Source organism: Streptomyces sp. A0592 (assembly GCF_004795115.1).
Taxonomy (GTDB): Bacteria; Actinomycetota; Actinomycetes; order Streptomycetales; family Streptomycetaceae; genus Streptomyces; species Streptomyces erythrochromogenes.
The window spans coordinates 456,306-473,115 of sequence record NZ_SSBM01000003.1 but is presented as its reverse complement, the minus strand read 5'-3'; the positions used below and the strand labels follow the sequence as shown (position 1 = coordinate 473,115).

Annotated in this window: 16 protein-coding genes and 2 rRNA genes; 9 read left to right on the top strand and 9 right to left on the bottom strand. The window is 71.6% G+C overall.

What is annotated here, in order from left to right:
• Together E6U81_RS07620 and rrf are read left to right on the top strand one after the other, a co-directional pair.
• Nucleotides 1-96, top strand: a 23S ribosomal RNA gene (locus E6U81_RS07620); the annotation flags it as partial.
• Between the two features lie 77 nt (nt 97-173).
• Nucleotides 174-290, top strand: a 5S ribosomal RNA gene (gene rrf / locus E6U81_RS07615).
• A gap of 50 nt (nt 291-340) precedes the next feature.
• On the opposite strand, the gene E6U81_RS07610 is transcribed toward rrf, so the two are convergent.
• A complete protein-coding gene (locus E6U81_RS07610; protein ID WP_136229284.1) occupies nt 341-1,168 on the bottom strand; it encodes a DUF3626 domain-containing protein in 828 nt (275 codons plus the stop codon).
• 39 nt (nt 1,169-1,207) lie between these two features.
• Between E6U81_RS07610 and E6U81_RS07605 the strand changes: the two genes are divergently transcribed.
• Nucleotides 1,208-1,777, top strand: a complete 570-nt coding sequence (locus E6U81_RS07605) for an N-acetyltransferase (RefSeq protein ID WP_136229283.1) — start codon at nt 1,208-1,210, stop codon at nt 1,775-1,777.
• A gap of 65 nt (nt 1,778-1,842) precedes the next feature.
• Here the strand turns inward: E6U81_RS07605 and E6U81_RS07600 are convergent, their stop codons facing one another.
• The 6 genes from E6U81_RS07600 to E6U81_RS07575 form a co-directional block, all read right to left on the bottom strand.
• Nucleotides 1,843-3,348: a type VI secretion protein gene (locus E6U81_RS07600; RefSeq protein ID WP_136229282.1), complete on the bottom strand. Its 1,506-nt coding sequence runs from the start codon at nt 3,346-3,348 to the stop codon at nt 1,843-1,845.
• Between the two features lie 2 nt (nt 3,349-3,350).
• Nucleotides 3,351-4,772 (bottom strand): ATP-binding protein, encoded by a 1,422-nt coding sequence (locus tag E6U81_RS07595; RefSeq protein WP_136229281.1) that lies wholly within the window; start codon nt 4,770-4,772, stop codon nt 3,351-3,353.
• Between the two features lie 18 nt (nt 4,773-4,790).
• Nucleotides 4,791-6,353, bottom strand: coding sequence for an SCO6880 family protein (locus tag E6U81_RS07590; RefSeq protein ID WP_136229280.1), 1,563 nt, complete (start codon nt 6,351-6,353; stop codon nt 4,791-4,793).
• Nucleotides 6,350-7,660, bottom strand: a complete 1,311-nt coding sequence (locus E6U81_RS07585) for a hypothetical protein (RefSeq protein ID WP_206309865.1) — start codon at nt 7,658-7,660, stop codon at nt 6,350-6,352. The genes E6U81_RS07590 and E6U81_RS07585 overlap by 4 nt, the downstream gene beginning before the upstream one ends.
• The gene (locus E6U81_RS07580) at nt 7,650-8,480 is read right to left on the bottom strand and encodes a hypothetical protein (protein WP_136229279.1); all 831 of its coding nucleotides are present in this window, start codon (nt 8,478-8,480) and stop codon (nt 7,650-7,652) included. The genes E6U81_RS07585 and E6U81_RS07580 overlap by 11 nt, the downstream gene beginning before the upstream one ends.
• 103 nt (nt 8,481-8,583) lie before the next feature.
• Nucleotides 8,584-8,892 carry a hypothetical protein gene (locus E6U81_RS07575; protein WP_008742356.1) on the bottom strand — a complete coding sequence of 103 codons (309 nt, stop codon included), beginning with the start codon at nt 8,890-8,892 and terminating at the stop codon, nt 8,584-8,586.
• A gap of 706 nt (nt 8,893-9,598) precedes the next feature.
• On the opposite strand from E6U81_RS07575, the gene E6U81_RS07570 reads away from it, so the two are divergent.
• From E6U81_RS07570 to E6U81_RS07550, 4 genes are all read left to right on the top strand, one after another.
• On the top strand, nt 9,599-9,898 hold the full coding sequence (locus E6U81_RS07570; protein ID WP_136229278.1) for a hypothetical protein: 300 nt from the start codon (nt 9,599-9,601) through the stop codon (nt 9,896-9,898).
• A 46-nt stretch (nt 9,899-9,944) separates the two neighbouring features.
• Complete coding sequence (locus E6U81_RS07560) at nt 9,945-11,117, top strand: alpha/beta hydrolase (RefSeq protein WP_346766130.1); 1,173 nt, start codon at nt 9,945-9,947, stop codon at nt 11,115-11,117.
• Between the two features lie 871 nt (nt 11,118-11,988).
• Nucleotides 11,989-12,615: an RNA polymerase sigma factor gene (locus E6U81_RS07555; RefSeq protein WP_206309864.1), complete on the top strand. Its 627-nt coding sequence runs from the start codon at nt 11,989-11,991 to the stop codon at nt 12,613-12,615.
• Nucleotides 12,615-13,739: a CU044_5270 family protein gene (locus tag E6U81_RS07550; RefSeq protein WP_136229276.1), complete on the top strand. Its 1,125-nt coding sequence runs from the start codon at nt 12,615-12,617 to the stop codon at nt 13,737-13,739. The genes E6U81_RS07555 and E6U81_RS07550 overlap by 1 nt, the downstream gene beginning before the upstream one ends.
• A 161-nt stretch (nt 13,740-13,900) precedes the next feature.
• On the opposite strand, the gene E6U81_RS07545 is transcribed toward E6U81_RS07550, so the two are convergent.
• Together E6U81_RS07545 and E6U81_RS07540 are read right to left on the bottom strand one after the other, a co-directional pair.
• A complete protein-coding gene (locus E6U81_RS07545; protein ID WP_136229275.1) occupies nt 13,901-14,734 on the bottom strand; it encodes a pentapeptide repeat-containing protein in 834 nt (277 codons plus the stop codon).
• 4 nt (nt 14,735-14,738) lie between these two features.
• Nucleotides 14,739-15,239, bottom strand: coding sequence for a GNAT family protein (locus E6U81_RS07540; RefSeq protein ID WP_168714577.1), 501 nt, complete (start codon nt 15,237-15,239; stop codon nt 14,739-14,741).
• Nucleotides 15,240-15,302: 63 nt separating this feature from the next.
• Here E6U81_RS07540 and E6U81_RS07535 point away from each other — a divergent pair, with 63 nt between their 5' ends.
• Both E6U81_RS07535 and E6U81_RS07530 read left to right on the top strand, forming a co-directional pair.
• On the top strand, nt 15,303-15,911 hold the full coding sequence (locus tag E6U81_RS07535; protein WP_136229273.1) for a LysE family transporter: 609 nt from the start codon (nt 15,303-15,305) through the stop codon (nt 15,909-15,911).
• 51 nt (nt 15,912-15,962) lie between these two features.
• Entirely contained in the window at nt 15,963-16,772 is an 810-nt protein-coding gene (locus E6U81_RS07530) for a thioesterase family protein (RefSeq protein WP_240803696.1), read from the top strand.
• Nucleotides 16,773-16,810: the final 38 nt, after the last annotated feature.

Below are 16,810 nucleotides of genomic sequence, written 5' to 3'. Positions count from 1 at the left end.
TAAGGCTCCCAGTAGACGACTGGGTTGATAGGCCAGATGTGGAAGCCCGGTAACGGGTGAAGCTGACTGGTACTAATAGGCCGAGGGCTTGTCCTCAGTTGCTCGCGTCCACTGTGTTAGTTCTGAAATAACGAACAGCTGTGATTACAGCCAGCGTTCGAATTTCATAGTGTTTCGGTGGTCATAGCGTTAGGGAAACGCCCGGTTACATTCCGAACCCGGAAGCTAAGCCTTTCAGCGCCGATGGTACTGCAGGGGGGACCCTGTGGGAGAGTAGGACGCCGCCGAACAATCATTGTGGGAAAGCCCCGCACCCTCTGGGTGCGGGGCTTTTCTGCGTTTACGGGTGTTGGTGCATTCCGAAGCGGGCCAGGTAGTGCCAGACCCGTTTGAGAGCCTGCTCGTCGTACCGGCCCGTACGTGCCGCCTCGCCGAGGATGTGCGGGGTCAGCCGGCCTGCGACAGCGATTTCGGCTCCGAGGTCGACGTACTCCTGCCCTCGGTATTCGGGATTGCGGCGCAGTTCGTCGACCGTGAGCAGGAAACCGGGGTGCCATTCGGTCGGGCAGGGGAGCCGGGCGGCCGCGGCCTCGACCGGCGTGCCGCGGTAACTGGGGTCCAGTACGAGAGCGGCGACATCGCGTTCCAGCAGGACCGGTGTGTGGACCTGAGCCTCGATGTAGTCGTCGAGGGCGTCCTGGTCGTCGGCCTCGGCCAGGGCGATCAGGGACATGCGGTCCGCGACGCCGAAGGATTCCGGTTCGAGGTAGCTGTCCGGGTAGCAGAAGGTGGTCCGCGGCAGGGCCGACGGCGTGAGGCGGAAATGGGCCGAGCCGAAACGGGGAGCGGCACCGGCCGGGTTGTTGCGGAAGTTCAAGGCGCCGTACACCGGGCGGGCTTCTGGCGGGGCGTCGTCGTACGCCCCGCCGAATATGCGGCTCTCCCACAGCCAGCGGGCGCCGCCCGGATGGGCGGTGAGGCCGCCGTTGCCCGTGCCCGTGACGAACTGGGAGCGGTACACGCCCTCCTCGGCCAGGGAGGCGAGGATCGGGCGGTCGCCGGACCAGCGGTCGGGGTGGAAGTTCAGGGTCACCGCGACGGCTGGGTCCAATGGGCTGCCGGAGGACCGGGCGGTGACGTGCTCGATGGCTCTGACGTGCGGAATCATGGATGAAGTCTGGCGGATGGGTGGTTAGGATCTCCGCTCATGAGCGAAGTCCAGCACGTGATACGTCCGGTGCGCGCCGACGAGTGGGAGAAGGTCAAGGAGCTGCGGATCGCCGGGCTCAAGGACCCGGCGGCTCCGGTTGCCTTCCTCGAGACGGTGGAGCAGGCAGAGGGACACCCCGACGAGTTCTGGCAGGGGCGGGCCGAGGGTGCCTCGCACGGCCGGGCCGCCCGGCAGTTCGTCGCGGAGGCCCCTGACGGGCGCTGGGTCGGTACGGTGTCCGTGCTCGTCGAGGAGGGCGGGACCGTCGACTTCTTCGACCAGGCCGTCGAGCGGACGCAGGGGCACCTGGTCGGGGTGTTCGTGCGGGCCGAGCAGCGCGGGACCGGGCTGACCGAGGCCCTGTTCGGGGCCGCGCTGGAGTGGGCCTGGGGGCTGGAGCAGCCGGTGCTGGAACGCGTACGGCTCTTCGTGCACGAGGACAACGAGCGGGCCGTCGCCTTCTACCGGAAGTACGGGTTCGAGGAGACCGGCACCGTCGTGCCGGTGCCCGGCAACCCGGCCGCCAAGGAGCTGGAGTACGCGCTCCGGCGGCCGGACACCGCCTAGTGCTGTGACCGGGAAGGTTCACCGTGTCGCGGCACCCGGCACGGCGAAGCTTTCCGGCCACAGCACTAGAGGTCGGCTCCGGGCCAGCGGGAGCGGGCCTGTTCGCGGCTGCGGCACAGGGCGAGAAGGGGAAGCGTGTCCCCGGCCAGCAGCTCGGGGAGCTGGGGGATCGGTGCCACGGCCGCCACGTCGTCCAGTACGAGGGACAGTGGTGGGTCGAGCCGACCGTGGGATGACCGTGCGGCCATGCGGCGGCCGTGCTCGACCACGTGAGAGGCGAGTGCGGTCAGCAACGGCATCGCACCCGGGTGGGTGCGAGGGTCCTCCAGAGCTTCACCCACCATGTAGAGGGTTCCCCCTTCGGCGACGAACGAAGCCAAGGTGAGGGCATCTGTTCGGTTCGTGTTGCAGGCCTCGCGGATGTGGATCGAGGTCAGGCAGGAGAGGGCACGGGCCGTCAGGTGCTGGGCGAGCTCACGGCGTTCGGGGTGCGCGGTAAGGGCGCTCTCCAGTTCGCCGGCCGCGCCAGCGGCGGCCTGGGGGTGGGTGCGCAGGATGCGTACCGGGTCCTGGGCGCTGTTGCCCTGGGCCCAGCGGTGGAGCTGCTTGAACGGGCGGTCGTCGAGGGCGGCGGCCTGGAGCCAGCTGCGCAGGAGCGTTTCGGCGGTGTCGGCGACCGCTTCGTCCATCCGGGCCTGCGGGCGTACGGGGGCCAGCAGGGCGACGGCCCGGGCGGCGGCGGTGTCGCGGTCGGCGCAGCCCTCGGCGGGGTTCCAGTGCATGCGGGCCGGGGTGTCGCACAGGTGGGAGGGGTCGTAGAGGAGGACCGGGCCGAGTTTGGCGCGGGCGTCCTTGGTCTCGGCCCAGAGGGTGGGGGAGGAGGTCACGACGAGGGCGGCTCCCTCCGTCTCGCCGATGCGGGTTGCCGCGGAGCGCAGGCGGTCGTTGGGGCCGCCGTACGTGATCCCCTGCGGGGCGGGCGCGGTGGTCGCTGCTGCGGCGGCGCGGGGCGCGTAGCCGAAGCCGTAGCGGTAGGCCTCGTCGTTCGGGCTGGTGTGGGTGGCGGGGGCGCTGGCCCCGGGCCCCCGCGCCTCAAACGCCGGCGGGGCTGCATCGGGCGGGGCCGGAGCGGCAGGGGCCGGGGCGGGGACGGGCGTCGGGATGGGGGCGGGCTCGTGCGGTCCGGGGGCTGCGGCGGAGTTTTTGGCCAGGGCGCGGCGGGCCTTGGTGCGGGCCACGACCCCGATGACGAAGACCGTCAGGACGAAGAGGATCAGCAGCTGGCTGACGAACAGGCCCCAGAACAGGCCCCAGCCGGAGAGGTCCGCGGGGGCGGTGTCGGGCCAGGCGGCCTGGATGTCGTGCGGTTGCGCTATCAGGGCGCGGACGGCCGTCGGGGTCCGGGTGAAGGTGACGGTGTCGGGCCAGGAGCCCTTGGCGAAGAGGGCGGCCAGGCCGGTGGCCGTCCAGACGAGGACGGCCAGGCCGAGGAGGAAGGCCAGCAGGGCGACCAGCAGGCCGTCCGGGATTCCGCCGCGCGCGGGGGGCTCCGTACGTCGTGCGTCGTGCATGGTCAGGCCACCGTGGTCGCGGATCCGGGGCTGCCGCTGCCGCGGCTGCGTTCGATGGACAGGGCGCGTTCCTCCGCTTCCAGTTCGGCGGCGAGGAGGTCCGCGGGGAGGTGGGTCGGGGTTGAGGACTCGGTCATGGCGCGGTCGGTGAAGACCAGGGGGCGTTCGGCTTCGGTGATCAGGTGTTTGACGACCTGGACGTTGCCGTTGACGTCCCAGACGGCGATGCCGGGGGTGAGGGTCGGGATGATTTCGACGGCCCAGCGGGGCAGGCCCAGTACGCGGCCCGTGGCGCGGGCCTCGTCGGCCTTCTGGGCGTAGATGGTGCGGGTGGAGGCCATTTTGAGGATGGCCGCGGCTTCGCGGGCGGCGGCGCCGTCGACGACGTCGGAGAGGTGGTGGACGACGGCGACGAAGGACAGGCCGAGGCGGCGGCCGAACTTCAGAAGGCGCTGGAACAGCTGGGCGACGAAGGGGCTGTTGATGATGTGCCAGGCCTCTTCGACGAGGAAGATGCGCTTCTTGCGGTCGGGCCGGATCCAGGTGTGCTCCAGCCACACGCCGACGATCGCCATGAGGATGGGCATGGCGATGGAGTTGCGGTCGATGTGGGAGAGGTCGAAGACGATCAGGGGGGCGTCGAGGTCGATGCCGACGGTCGTGGGGCCGTCGAACATGCCGCGCAGGTCGCCGTCGACGAGGCGGTCGAGGACGAGCGCGACGTCGAGGCCCCAGGCCCGGACATCGTCTATGTCGACGTTCATGGCGAGCGCGGACTCGGCCTCGGGGTGGCGCAGTTGCTCGACGATGTCGGTGAGGACGGGCTGGCGGTCGCGGATGGTGTCGACGACGTAGGCGTGGGCGACCTTGAGGGCGAAGCCGGCGCGCTCGTCGAGGCCGTGGCCCATGGCCACCTCGATGATGGTGCGGAGCAGCGCGAGCTGGCCGGTCGTGGTGATGGCCGGGTCGAGGGGGTTGAGGCGGATCCCGGAGTCGTTGGCGGCGATCGGGTCCAGGCGGATGGGGGTTATCCCCAGCTGCTGGGCGATCAGGTTCCATTCGCCGACGCCGTCCTCGCCCTGGGCGTCGAGGACGACGACCTGGCGGTCCTTGAAGCGGAGCTGGCGCAGGACGTAGGTCTTCTCGAGGGCCGACTTGCCGTTTCCGGATTCGCCGAGGACGAGCCAGTGGGGGGCCGGGAGCTGCTGGCCGTACAGCTGGAAGGGGTCGTAGATGTAGCCCTTGCCGCTGTAGACCTCGCGGCCGATGATGACGCCGGAGTCGCCGAGGCCGGGGGCCGCGGTGGGCAGGTAGACGGCTTGCGCCTGCCCGGTGGAGGTGCGTACGGGCAGGCGCGTGGTTTCGACTTTGCCGAAGAGGAAGCTGGTGAAGGCGTCCGTCAGCGCTGTCATGGGATCTCGCATGGGCGGCTTTCCCTCCAGCTAGCGTCGGATGCCGGTGGCGAACGGCAGGGTGTTGACGAAGGCGCGGTGGTGCTCGCGGTCGCACCACTCCAGCTTCAGGTAGGACTTGCCGGCCGAGGCACGGATGGTGCGCTTGTCGCGGGCGAGGGCCTCCGGTGAACGCGAGGACACCGTGATGTACCCGACCAGGTTGACTCCGGCAGCGCCGCTGGCGAGATCTTCACCCCTCTGGTCGAGCCGGCCGTGGGCGGCGATGTCGCGGGGGTCGACGGTGCGGTTCATCTTGGCGGCGCGGGAGGCGTCGGCCTCGTCGTTGGTCTTCTCGGTGAGCATGCGCTCGATGGCCACCTCGGTGGGCTCCAGGTCCATGGTGACGGCGACGGTGCGGATGACGTCGGGGGTGTGGACGAGGAGCGGGGCGAGGAAGTTCACGCCGACAGGGGTCATGGGCCATTCCTTGACCCAGGCGGTGGCGTGGCACCAGGGGGCGCGGGTGGAGGACTCGCGGGTCTTGGCCTGGAGGAAGGTGGGTTCGACCGCGTCGAGTTCGGCGGGCCAGGCGTTGCGCTTGGTCATGGCCTGGATGTGGTCGATGGGGTGGTCCGGGTCGTACATGGAGTGCACGAGGGAGGCGAGGCGGCCCTGGCCGAGGGGCTGGCGGACGCGGATGTCGGCTTCGGCGAGGCGGGCGCAGATGTCGGTGAGCTCGCGGGCCATGACGATGGCGAGGCCGGCGTCGCGGTCGAGCTTGCGGCCCTTGTGGGGGGTGGAGGCGCGGGCGATGGTGACGGCTTCGGCGGCCAGGTCGCGGGTGTAGTGCATGCAGGCGACGAGGTACGCGCGGTGCTGCTCGGAGGAGGTGGACACCATGGACTGGAGCTGCTCGTAGGAGTCGCGCAGCCAGACGGGGGCCCGGGTGTCGCCGCGCTGGGCGACGTCCTTGGCGTGGGCGTCGGGGTCGGCGGGGAGGGTGCGGGCGAGCATCTGGAGGCGGGTGACGAAGCCGTCGCCGTTGGCCACGTGCTTGAGGAGGGTGCCGAAGCGGTCGACGAGGGCTTCCTGGTCCTCGCTGTCGCGCAGGCCGACGCCGGGGCCCTCGATCTCGATGGCGGCGGTGACGGTGCGGCGGTCGGCGTGGAGGAGTACGGCGATCTCGTCGGGGCCGAAGGGGGCGGCGAGCCAGTTGATGCGGCCGATGCCGGGGGGCGGGCCGACCTCGACCTCGCGGCCGTCGGCGGCGCGGATGCCGGCTTCCATGGCGCCGGAGCGGTAGGTGGTGCCGCGGCGCAGGGTGCGCTTGTAGCTGCGGCTGATCTCGAACCAGCGGTAGAAGGTGCGGCCCTTGTACGGGACGTACACGGCGGCGAGCGCGAGCATGGGGAAGCCGACCAGGCTGACGATGCGCAGGGTGAGGTCGGGGACGAGCAGTCCGCTCATCATGCCGAAGAACGCCCCGGTGATGATGAGGGCGATCTCGCCGGTCTCGCGGTTCTTGCCGACGATCGCGTTCGGCCGGGCGCGGCCGATGAGATACGTGCGGCGGGGTGCGACCGGGTGCAGCTGGTGGGACTGGGTCGTCAACGCCCGTCACCTCCTGTGTTCCTCGTGCTCGAGCTCGTGCGGGGCGGGGGTGCGGCGGAGGGGACAGATCCGCCGCCGGCCCCGCCGCCGGAGGTGGGGCGGCTGCTGTGGGCGGCCACGCCTCCGGAGAGGGGGTTGGCGGGGCGGGGCGTGCTGCCGCCGCCGTCGCCGCCGCGGTGGGCGCCGCGGCTGCTGTGGGTCTTGATGCCCTGGGAGACGAGGGAGGCCGGGGAGCTGATGACGGCGGCTGCCTGGGCTCCGTCGGTGGCCTTGCTGCGGCCGGCGCGGGCGGAGGCGATCTCGTCGCCGAAGCCGGGGACGAAGCGGTAGATCATCGCGGAGGCGAAGATCGCCAGGAGGATGATGGAGAGGCCGGTGACGACGGCGGAGAAGGCGTTGGGGCCTTGTTCGCCGGTGAGGGCGCCGGCGAGGCCGAGGACGATGACGATGACCGGCTTCACGAGGATGACGGCGATCATGATGCCGGCCCAGCGGCGGACGTGGCCCCAGAGGTTGCGGTCGACGAGCCCGGAGTAGACGACGACGCCGAGGAGGGCGCCGACGTAGAGGAGGGCGGCGCGGATGAAGAGCTCGAGGAAGAGGATGCCGGCGGCGAGGACGGTGACGAGGGCGACGACGATCAGCATGATCGGGCCGCCGCCGATGTCGTCGCCCTTCTTGAGGGCCTCGGAGAAGGAGCCGAAGAAGACGTCGGTCTGGCCGCCGGTGGCGGAGGCGATGACCTCGGTGACGCCGTCTGTCGCGGAGACGACGGTGTAGAGGATCAGGGGGGTGAAGGCGGAGGCCAGGACGGTGAGCCAGAGGAAGCCGATGGCTTCGGAGATGGCGGTGGTGAGGGGGACGCCGCGGACGGCTCGCTTGGCTACGGCGAAGAGCCACAGGACGAGCGTGAGGATGGTGGAGGCGGCGAAGACGACGGCGTACTGCTTGAGGAAGGTGGCGTTGGTGAAGTCGACGTTGGCGCTGCCGTTGACCGCTTCGCTGAGCTTGGTGACGATCCAGGCGGCGGCGTCGGCGCAGCCCTTGGCGAGGGAGGCGAGGGGGTTGAGGGCGTCGCCGCCGTCGCTGGGAGCCAGCCCGGTTCCTGGTGTGCCACCGGATGCGCCCGTGCCGTTCTGGCAGTACTGCTTGGAGGGGCCGTCGAGCAGGGCGCAGGGGTCGTTGGTGGCCTGTGGTGTGGGCGTCGGTGTCGGGGCGGCGTGGGCGCGGGTCGCCAGGGCGACGACCGCGAGGTGGGCGGAGGCGACCACGCCCAGCCGGGCGGGAAGCCGGAGGCTAGCGGGCATAGGTGAATCCTCCGAATTCCTTGATGGCCTTGCTCATGTCGTCGGACGTCGACACGGGGACATCGCCGGGAACCGGGGCGGGCCCGTCCTGTTGGGTGTCGTCGATGACCTTCCAGTCCTCGCCGATCCAACTCAGCTCGAAGGTCCAGGTCTTCCAGAGGGTCCGGACCGGGTCGGTGGACTTGGTGCCGGACATGCCGATCAGGCCGGTGTACCAGACGGACACCTTGGCGGCGGTCGGCGTGTAGCTCTCCACACGGGTGCCGATAGGGACGGTGCGGGTGACGAAGGTGCTGCCCTGGGGTGCGTTTCCGTTCGCGTCGAGGCCGAGCTTGGCGAGGAAGGCCGGCGAGTAGGCCTCGTCCTGCGGGCCCTTCATTCTGGACGCGACGTCGGGTGCGTAGATGCCGTCGACGAGGGCGTGGCGGGTGTTCTTGCGGAACATGCCGTCGGAGCCGAGGGCCACCGCGTAGTTGGCGGCGGCCGATTGGGCGCCCTGTTCGTCGTGGGCGAAGCCCTTCGGGATGCCGGCGGTTTTGCCGGTGACCGGGTTCGTGCCTGTGGCGGTGGTGGAGGTGGCGGCCGGGGCGTCGTCCGCGGGGCGGTCGTCGGGGGTGTCCGGGGACTGGTTGGCGAAGGCGATGGCGGCGATCAGGAGGACCACCACGCCGACCACGGTGACCAGGCTGCGGGGGGCGCGGGAGGTGCGGCGGGCGGGGCCGTACGGGTCGGAGGGGGCTTCGGCGAGGCGGGTACGGGTCTGGCCCGTGCCGCCGACCTCGCCGTAGCCGGTGCCGCCGTACTGGTCGTCGTTGCTCATTCCGTTTCCGCCCCCTCCGCGTCGTACGACGGTAGCGCTGGTTCCCGCGTGGATGCGGTGTGGTGAGTCCTCGTCAGGTCGGGGCCACCGGTGGTCGGTCGGGCTAGACGGCCATTCCGTAGACGATCGTGAAGAGCGTGCCGAGGGAGCCGATGATGAAGACGCCCGTGAGGCCGGCCACGATCAGGCCCTTGCCCTGTTCCGCGCTGAACGTGTCGCGCAGGGCGGTCGCGCCGATGCGCTGTTTGGCCGCGCCCCAGATGGCGATGCCGAGGCAGAGGAGGATCGCCACGGCCATGACCACCTCGATCATGACCTTCGCTTCGTTGCCGAGACTGCCGAACGGCCCCCAGTTCGGGGCGATTCCGCCGATGATGGTGGTGATGTCGCCCTTTTCGGCTGCCAGGATCATGTAACTCACCGCCCCTGTATGGGTAGTTCCGGATGCCCGCTGCCCGACGGCAGGGGTCACGCACTATCTTCGCTGATGAAACCGCCGCCGTCGTCGACTTGTCGGCTCTCTTTACCCGATCTCGTGGCCCGTGACCGGCTTCCGCGCTCTGACCTGGGCCGGGCCGGCGTCCGTGCGCATGAACGTGCGGTCACTCTGTGTATCACGGGGGGTGACGCCGGGCAATGATTGTCCTCTCGGCGTACGGGGGGTGGGGCGAGGGGCCGCCGTTCGGAGCAGCGGGGTCGCGTGTCGTTGGGCCGACGCGCTGACATATGTCCGACATTCCGTCAGTAATCCATCCGTACGCGGGATCGCGGGTGAAGCTCCACGTCGTCAGGTAGGACGACGCAGGGAGTGAAGGATGGGTTCCGTTGTCAGGGCGGGCCGGCGCCTGTGGCCGGCTGCGGGTCTGGCCGTGCCGTTGGTGCTGGTGCTCGGGGGTGTTTCGGCGCCGGTGGCGGCCGCGGACGCCGCCGCGGGGGGCGTGCCGGGGTCGGCGGTGGTGGCCGAGGTCTGCGGGAAGAAGACCGGGGCCGCCGCTGCGAAGGGTAAGCCGAAGGGGGCGGCGGGCGCTCGCGGTACGGCTTGTCCGGTGCAGCGCGGGGGGACGAAACCCAAGGTGGAGCGGGGTCCGGCGGGGCCGCAGGGGCCGCCGGGGCCGTGTGTGGACATCGACACGGTCGGGGTGCCGGGGTCGATGTCGGGTGCCGAGTACAGCGCGGCGCTGACCCGGGGCAGGACGTACGTCGGCTACCGGAGCGCTCCGACCGGTGCCTACGCGTGGAAGGACCTGACCAACTACCGGCAGACGCCCGGGTATCCGCGCAACGCCTGCGGGGTGTCCGTGAAGGTCGCCGACCGGGTCTACGTGAAGGTGCTCACCACGTCCGGGGCCGTTTTCGAGACCTCGTGCACGCTGACGCTGACCTGCACCCTGGGCTGGGCCGCGGTCATCAACCCCTGATCCTCGTGGCCGTCGCGTTGTCAGTGGGGTGCGGCAGGCTGGGCGGATGACGACGACCTGGACTCTTGCGGATCTCGAGGCGGCCATTCGGGCGGGGTGGTCCGCCGACACCACCGAGCCGGCCGACATCAGCCGGATTCCCTGGACTCCGGAGAATCCGGCCTGGGGGCAATGTGACATCACCGCCTTGGTCGTGCAGGACCTCGTGGGTGGGGACCTGGTGCTGGGCGAGGTGTTCCACGACGGCCGTCAGGAGGGCTACCACTGGTGGAACCTGCTGCCCGGCGGCATCCGCATCGATCTGACGCGGGAGCAGTTCCGGCGGGGTGAGACGGTCACGCCCGGGCGTGTGGTGAAGCGGCCGGGCGGTCGGCTGAACCGGCGCTGGGAGGAGTACCAGCTGCTGCGGCAGCGGGTCATCGACACGTTGGGGCCGCTGCCGGGGGTGATGGTGGCGCAGGACGGTCGGCGCCTGGCCTACACGGACTTCGGTGGGCCGGGGGCGCCGCTGCTGGCGCTGCACGGGCACTTCGGGTCGGGGGCCGCCTTCGAGCGGCTGGCCCGGGAGGTGGGTCCGGCGTGGCGGGTGATCGCCCTGGACCAGCGCGGGCACGGGGAGTCCGACCGGGCGGGGGAGTTCACGCGGGAGGGGTACGTCTCGGACGCGGCCGCCCTGCTGGAGCACGTGGGGCTGGGTCCGGCGGTGGTACTGGGGCATTCGCTGGGCGGGGTCAACGCCTACCAGCTGGCCGCGCGGCGGCCGGATCTCGTGCGGGGGGTGGTGGTGGAGGACATCGGGGCGGTGGTCGACGACGACCTGTCGTTCGCGCGGGCCTGGCCGCGGCGGGCGGGGACCCGGGCCGGGTTCCTGGCGGAGGTGGGCAGCGCGGCGGCGTATCTGGACGGGTCGGTACGGGAGCACCCGGACGGGTGGGGGACCGCGTTCGAGGTGGAGGACATGGTGACGTCCCAGCAGGAGCTGAACGGGGACCACTGGGAGGACTGGCTGCGGGTGGAGGCGCCGACGCTGCTGGTGCGGGGGGACCGGAGCGGGGTGCTGTCGGCGGAGCACGCGCGGGAGATGACGGTACGGAGGGCGGGGGTGCGGCTGGTGGAACTGCCGGCGGGGCACACGGTGCGGGAGGGGGACCCGGAGGGGTACTACGCGGCGGTGCGGGGCTTCCTGGCCCGGATCGGCCGGGGGGACGCCGCTGCCTGATCGCCTGATCGCCTGATCGCCTGATCGCCTGATCGCCTGATCGCCGGATCGGCGGGGCCGGCGGGGCCGGCGGGGCCGGCCGGGCCGGTTGGGTCGGGTGGCCGGTCCCTGCCTGATTGCCGATGGGCCGGGCGCCCGGGGGCGGGGCCGTGACGTCTGCGGCGCCGCCGGGGTCTGGCGCGCCGGGTTTGCGGTGCCGCCTGGCGACCGAGGCGGCGGGTCGGTGGGACGGCTGCGGTGCCGGGTTGATGTGCCGCACGGAGTCGGGGAGCCGGGGCGTCGGGCTGGCAGGTTGGCGGTGCCGTGGGGAGCCGGGGCGGCTGGTTGGCGATGCACCGGGTTGACGTGTTCGCCGTGCGGCAGCGCCCGAGCGCCGGCCTGCGGTGCCGGCGGGGCGACCGGGGCGGCTGTCCGGCGGGACGGATGTCGTGTCGGCTGGCGGTGCCGGGTGCCGGGTGCCGGGTGCCTGGCTGGCGGTGCCGTATGGAGTCGGGCTGGCAAGTTGGCGGTGCCGTGGGGAGCCGGGGCGGCAGGTCGGCGGTGCGCTGGGGTGTCGGGTTGACCGCGTTCGCCGCGCCGGAGCGCCCGAGTGCGGGGTCCGCGGCGCGACCGATGCGGCTGTCTGGTGTGCCGGGTGCGGCTGGTTGGCGGTGGTGCCGGGGGGTCGGGTGACCGGGTTCGCCGTGTGGGAGCTGCCGGGTCGGCGGTGGCGGCGGGTTGGCCGGGTACCGGGTGCCGGGGGCCGGGAGGGGCCGGGCGGCTGGGGGCGGAGACCGGTGGGGGGGGCGGTGGTGGGTGGTTCGTAGGGTGTGACGCAGGTCATGGGAACTCGGTCGTGGGTGCCGGACAGCCGACAGGAGTGACCACAGAGATGCGAACTCGGGTGCGGTCCGGGGATCCGGACGCCTATGCGGAGCTGTTCGACAGCTACTCCCGCACCCTCTACAACCATGCCTTCCGGATGACCGGTGACTGGGCCGTCGCGGAGGACGTCATGTCGGCGGCCTTCATGGAGGCGTGGCGGCTGCGCGGCACGGTCGATCCCGAGGGCGGCTCCCTCCGGCCCTGGCTCCTGGGGATCACCACCAACATCGCCCGCAACCACTGCCGCAGCAACCGCCGCTTCCGGGCCGCCGCCGCGGCCGCCGCAGCGGCGGCGGGGGCCGCGTCCGTGCCCGACCACGCCGACGAGGTGGCCGGCCGGCTGGACGACCGGCAGCACATCGCGGCGACGCTGACGCAGTTGAGTGCGCTGCGCGGACCCGAGCGCGAGGTCCTCCTGTTGTGCCTGTGCGAGGGCCTGGAGTACGCCGAGGCCGCGCGCGTCCTCGGCATCCCCGTCGGAACCGTGCGCTCCCGGCTGTCCCGGGCCCGTGCGAAGCTGCGCAAACTCGCCGACGCGGAACTGAAGAAGAACAGACGGGAACTCCCGGCCCGGGCCCGACAGACATATGACGACCGCGCGAAGACGGTCCGGTCCGCACAGGAGGGAATCTGATGAACGCCGACCTTTCCCGGCGCCACCCGGCCGGCCGGGAGGAGGACTCCCTCCCCCTGCCGTTCGCCGAACGGGAACTGCCTGCGGGCCGCCACCAGTTCCACAAGGAGCGACTGATGGCCCAGATCCACGAAGACCTCCGCGCCGCCGACGCCGGCGGCACCACCGCCACGGTCCCGGCCGTTCGCACGGCCCGGCGCAAGCCCTTCCTGAACCGTGCGTTCCTCGTGCCCGCCGCGGCCTTCGCCCTGGCCGGAGCGCTCGCCGCCGGCTTCCTCACCTACGTGGACCAGGGCGGGGCGGACGGAACCGGCTCCACGATCGCCACGGGTCCGGCGATGACCACCCGTATCGGCGCCGCCGACGACGGCAAGGGAACGCCGCAGCTCCTGGACCGCATCTCCCTGGCGGCCGCCTCGGTCGGCGGTGGGTCGAAGGTGCGCGCGGACCAGTTCATCTACATCGGGAGCAAGACGGCCACCACCTACGTGAAGAGTTCCGGGAACAAGAACACCCTGGTCAGCGAAGAGCTGCACATGCGCCACCAGTGGAACTCCCCGGACGGCCTTGACGGCTGGCTGATCGAGCCCGGCAACACCGGTCCGAAGGGCGTGACGCTGGGGGGGAAGAACGAGAAGGGCGAGACCCCGACTCCGTACCTCAACGCGCCGTCCTACAACTACCTCGCCGGGCTGCCCACCGATCCCGACGTGCTGCTGAAGAAGATCTACGAGGAGACCCGGGGGATGGGCCACGGGCCCGACCAGGAAGCCTTCACCACCATCGGCGACCTGCTGCGCTCCAGCCTTCCGCCGGCCGAGCTCACCGTCGCGCTCTACAAGGCCGCGGCGAAGATCCCCGGTGTGGTGGTCGTGGATGATGCGGTCGACGCCGCGGGGCGCCACGGGCTCGCGGTCGCCCGGCTCGACGAGCAGAGCGGGCAGCGGGAGGAGTGGATCTTCGATCGGCAGACGCTCACCTACCTCGGTGAGCGGACTGTCCAGGTGCGGGGTGAGGCCGGCGAGGGGGGACTGATCAAGCCGGGCACGGTCGTGTTCACCACCGCGGTGATGACCCGGACCGTCGTCGACCGGATGAAGGAGATTCCGGCTTCGGCCGGCTGACCCTTCGCCTGCCGCGGGCTTGGCGGATCCGGGGGCCTTCTGGTTGCGTTGCCGGGTGCGGCGCCGTGGCGGGGGCACGGCCCCCGGGCCCCCGGGCCCCCGGGCCTCGATCGCAGGCGGGGCTGAAGGACCGGGGCTCCGCGTACGGAGTGCAGGCCGGGTCAGGTCCAGTGGGCGGGGCGGGTGAGGGTGGCGGGGATGCGGGTCTTCGGGTCGCCGTGGGCCGCGTTCAGCTGGGGCTGGGTGAGGAAGACGGCTCCGCGGAGGTCCGCGCCGCGCAGGTCGGCGTCGCGGAGGTCCGCCCCGATCAGGTCGGCGGTGCGGAGGTCGGCGCGGGAGAGGTCGGCGGCGATCAGGTAGGCGCCGCGGAGGTTCGCCCCGCGCAGGTTGGCCCCGGAGAGGCGGGCGCCCATCAGGTCGGCGCCGCGGTGGTTCTTCTTGCGGCCCGGCACCGTGGCCCGTACGAGCTCGCTGGTCTCGAGCAGCAGGGTGTTGACCCGGCCGCGCAGGGCCGCGACGTCCAGGGCGGCGAGGGCCCCGGCACCGGCGCGCGTCCACTCCTGTGTCTCGGCGAGCACATGGCGCAGGCCGGGGTGGACCGGGGCCGCGTCGGGCAGGCCCAGGGCCTGGTCCACGTAGAAGAGCAGTTCGTGCAGCTGGCGCATCACCGGGAAGACGTCGAACATCTGCGCTCTGGTCTCGGGGTGGGTGCGCCAGTCGCGGCCGTCGAAGGTGACCTGGGAGACCTGCTGGCCCGCGCCGAAGCAGTCGAAGACGGTGCAGCCCTGGAAGCCCTGGTCGCGCAGCCGGGTGTGGATGCCGCAGCGGAAGTCCTGCCGGAGGTTCTTGCAGGGGGTACCGGCGGGCTTGTTCACGGCGAAGTCGTTGGACTTGGCGAACGGCAGGGCGACGCAGCAGAGCGCGAAGCAGTTCGCGCAGTCGGCTTGCAGGAGGGGGAGGGGCAGAGGGAGGGGGATGGGCAGGCTCTCGGGCACGTCCTCATTGTCGCCGGTCGGAGGCGGTCAGGCGCATCCGGTGGACGCTCCAGGGCGTGCCGTCGACCGTTTCGACCCCTTCGAGGGTCTCCGTCGTGCGGAAGCCGAGCTTCTCGTAGATGCGCAGCGCCGTCGTGTTGTGGGTCCAGACGCCCAGGGCGATCTCCTGGAGGGCCAGCTCGTCGAAGCCGAGGGAGACGGCGAGTGAGACGAGGGTCCCGCCCAGGCCCCGGCCGCGGGCCTCGGGTGCGATCAGGACGCGGCCCAGGCGGCCGTCGACGAGGGAGACGTGCCCGAGCGGGGCGCCGTCCTGGGCGACGGCGGTCCACGTGCGGCGGCCGGGCTCGGCGGCGTACGCGGCGAGCTGGGCGTCGTCCAGGGGCCAGGTGAAGTGGGGTCCGGCCCAGGTCATGAGCTCGACGGGGCCGGGGACCCAGCTGCGCAGGACGGGGGCGTCGTCGGCCGGGCGGAAGGGGCGCAGGGCGAGCGGCTGCGAAGGGTTCATACGCCAAGTGTGCTCTGCGGGACAGGGGTTGATCGAGAGGGAAGGGGCGGCGAGCATCGCCGTATGACAGAAGTGATCGCAGTCGCCGTCATCACCCTGCTCGCCGTGATCAGTCCCGGCGCCGATTTCGCCATGGTGGTCCGCAACAGCTACCTCTACGGGCGGCCCACCGGGCTGTTCGCCGCGGCCGGGGTCGCGGCCGGTGTGCTGGTCCACGTCTCGTACACGATGCTGGGGGTCGGTCTCCTGATCGCCTCCTCCACCGCGCTGTTCACCGTGATCAAGCTGGCGGGTGCGGCCTACCTGGTGTGGATCGGGATACGGACCTTCCGGGCGCGGGCGGAGGTGACCGTGGACCTGGAGTCGAAGCCGCAGCTGACCCGGCTGGGGGCGATGCGGTCGGGGTTCCTGACCAATGTGCTCAACCCGAAGACGACGCTGTTCGTGGTGTCGACCTTCACGCAGGTGGTCGATCCGGGGACGCCGCTGTGGCAGCAGGCGGGCTACGGGCTGTTCATGTCGGCGGCGCACCTGGGCTGGTTCGGGGCGGTGGCGGTGTTCTTCTCCGTCTCCGGCCTGCGCGAGCGGATGCTGAAGGCGCAGAAGACGCTGAACCGGGCCATCGGGTCGGTGCTGGTGGGGCTGGGGGTGGGTCTGGGGTTCGCCCGTTGAGGCGCTGATCGGGGCTGGTGCCGCTGGTTACCTGTCGGTAGCGTGCTGGGCATGGGCATGGGCATGGGCATGGGCACTGGCGAGGGTTTCTTCGTACGACGTGATGCCGGGCGGTTCGCCGCCACCGAGTACACGCGCGGGCCGTGGGACGCGGGCTCGCAGCACGCCGGGCCGCCGGCCGCCCTGCTGGGGCGGGCCGTCGAGGAGCGGCCGGGTGCGCGCGCGGACATGCGGATCGCCCGGATCACGTACGAGATCCTGCGCCCGGTGCCGATCGGCGAGCTGGAGGTCACCACCGGCGTGCTGCGGTCCGGTCGCAGCACCGAGGTCATCGAGGCCGCGATCGCCCCGGTGGGTGGCGCGCCCGTGATGCTGGCCCGGGCCCTGCGGATCCGGGTCGCCGAGGAGTCCGTACCGGCCGTGGTGAGCGGGCCGCAGCTGCCGACGCCGGGGGAGGTGGAGGTGACGCCGTTCTTCCCGGTGCCGTGGGAGACCGGCTACCACTCGGCCATGGAGACCCGGTTCACCGAGGGCGCCTTCGTCGAACGGGGGCCCGGCACCTGCTGGATGCGGATGAAGGTGCCGCTGATCGCCGGGGAGGAGACCAGGCCGCTGGACCGGGTGCTGATCGCCGCCGACTCGGGCAACGGGATCAGCGCGGTGATGGACTTCGGGGCCTATGTCTTCATCAACAGCGACCTGACCGTCCACCTGCACCGCCATCCGGTGGGCGAGTGGGCGTGCGTGCAGGCCCGTACGAGCGTGGACCCGGCCGGGATCGGCCTGGCGGACGCGCAGCTCCACGACGAGAAGGGCCCGATCGGGCGGAGCGCGCAGAGCCTGTACGTCGCGCCGCGCTGAAGCGGTGTCCGGGCCCAACCCCGGTGCGGTGCGGCGGA